Annotated in this window: 2 protein-coding genes; both read left to right on the top strand. The window is 72.5% G+C overall.

Features of this window, described 5'->3' with window-relative positions:
• The first annotated feature begins 179 nt into the window (after window positions 1-179).
• A complete protein-coding gene (locus ABTZ94_RS37320; RefSeq protein ID WP_351207871.1) occupies window positions 180-1412 on the top strand; it encodes a sensor histidine kinase in 1233 nt (410 codons plus the stop codon).
• Complete coding sequence (locus ABTZ94_RS37315; protein WP_351207869.1) at window positions 1409-2095, top strand: response regulator transcription factor; 687 nt, start codon at window positions 1409-1411, stop codon at window positions 2093-2095. Before ABTZ94_RS37320 ends, ABTZ94_RS37315 begins: the two co-directional genes overlap by 4 nt.
• Window positions 2096-2236 lie beyond the last annotated feature (141 nt).

The raw sequence follows: 2236 nt of genomic DNA, 5'->3' as shown, positions 1-2236 counted from the left end.
TGGGGGGGGCCGTGGGCCCTCCCGCCCGTCGCGGCGCAGCGCCCGGTGCGGTCTCGGTTGGTCCGGGGGGCCGCGGCCCGCCGCCTGGCTGCCAGCACGACGGGCGGCCTCCGGACACCCCCGCGCAAAAGGGACAGACGTGTCGGCGACCATGGTCGGACCCGAGAAAGAGAGAGTGCATGTTCACCGACTGGCGGCAGTGGGCCCGACACCACCCCCGGACCGTCGATGTGATGGTCGCCGTCATGCTGTGGACCTTGGTGGTCTTCGCCAGCACCGTGACCGAGGCCCGGATCGTCCGCACCCCGACGCTCGACTTCTCCCTGGTCGCCGCGGTGCCCTCCGCCGTTCTGCTGCTGGGGCAGCGCAGATTCCCGCGCACGGTGGTGGCGGTGACGACGGTGTGCGGCGGCGTCCTGGGCGTCATGGGGCACCGCATCGGCTTCGACCCCAACCCGAGCATCGCGGGCGCCGCCCTGGTCGCCCTCTACCTCCTGGCCCTGCGTACGGATCTCCGCACGACCGTGGTGTCCACGGCCGGAGCGACCGCCGCCATTGCCTTCATGTCCATCGCCTGGGGCGATGGCGCGTTGCTGCGCCCCGACCAGATCGGTGTCCTGTCCTGCGTCCTGCTGGCGGGGGCCGTCGGTGAGTCGGTACGGAGCCGGCGCGGCCATGTCGCCGCCGTGGAGGCACGGGCCGAGCTGGCGGAACGTACCCGCGAGGAGGAGGCGCGCCACCGGGTGAGCGAGGAGCGGACGCGGATCGCCCGCGAACTCCACGACATCGTCGCGCACCACATCGCCCTCGCCCACGCGCAGGCGGCCACCGCCGCGTACCTGCTGCGCAGGCAGCCCGAGCAGGCGCAGCAGATGATGGACCAGCTCGCCGGGACCACCTCCTCGGCGCTGCGCGAACTCAAGGCGACCGTGGGGCTGCTGCGCAGCGAGGGCGACCCGGAAACCCCTCTGGAGCCCTCCCCCGGCCTTGCCCAACTCCCGGAGCTGATCGCCTCGTTCGGGCGGACGGGCCTCGTGGTCTCGGTGTCGGTGGAGGGTACGGAGCGACCGCTGTCGCCGGGCACGGACCTGACCGCGTACCGGATCGTGCAGGAGGCGCTGACCAACGTCACCAAGCACGCGGGCTCCGCGACGGCCTCGGTCCGGCTCGGCTACTCGCGCCGCCTGCTCACGCTCACCATCACCGACGACGGACACGAGCCGCGGACGGCGGGCGCGCCGGGATACGGCCTCATCGGCATGCGTGAGCGGGCCCTGTCCGTCGGCGGCCGGCTGGCCGCCGGGCACCGTGCGAGCGGCGGCTTCGAAGTGACCACAGAACTTCCCCTGGAGACGGCGGAACCCGATTCATCGCCAGGACGATCGGACCATGACGAGAGGACGGCACGGTGACCATCCGGGTACTGCTGGCCGATGACCAGGCACTGCTGGCCGGGACCTTCCGGCTGCTGATCGATTCGAACGACGACATGGAGGTCGTCGGCGTCGCGGCGGACGGCCGGGAGGCGGTGGAGCAGGCCCGCGCCACTGCGCCGGACGTGGTCGTGATGGACATCCGCATGCCGGGCCTCGATGGGCTGGCGGCGACCGAGGAGATCTGCCGCGACAAGGCACTGCGGGAGACCCGCATCCTCATCCTCACCACGTTCGAGATCGACGAGTACGTGGCCCAGGCCCTGCGCGCGGGCGCAAGCGGCTTCCTCGGCAAGGGCGTCGGCCCCGAGGAGCTCCTGGACGCCATCCGCACGGTGTCCGCCGGCGACACCCTCCTGTCGCCCACCGCGACCCGGGCCCTGATCACCCGCTACCTCGCCCGCCCGGAGGGCAGGATCGCCGCGCCCGAGTCCCTGGACGTCCTGACCGCTCGCGAGCGCGAGGTCATGGCGCAGGCCGCCGAGGGCCTGTCGAACGACGAGATAGCCGAGCGGATGCATGTCAGCCCGCTGACCGTACGCACCCATGTCGGGCGGGCGATGACCAAGCTGGGGGCCCGGCACCGGGCCCAGCTGGTCGCCATGGCCTACCAGTCGGGCCTGGTGCGCGTGGACCCGCCGCGGCCGGGGGACGGCCGCTGAGCGCTGAGGGGCGGGGGTCGGTTCAGGACATCGCCCCTACCACCGCCACGCCGCCGCTCACGGCCATGGCCGAGGGCCGGGTCGGCAGAGCCGGCGGGTGGGAAAGAATGGAAACAAAAACGGGGAAAAATAGGTGGGCGC

Source organism: Streptomyces sp. NPDC002785 (assembly GCF_040295565.1).
Lineage (GTDB): Bacteria > Actinomycetota > Actinomycetes > Streptomycetales > Streptomycetaceae > Streptomyces.
Note: the sequence above shows the minus strand (reverse complement) of the source record. Positions and strands in the feature narration are given on the sequence as shown.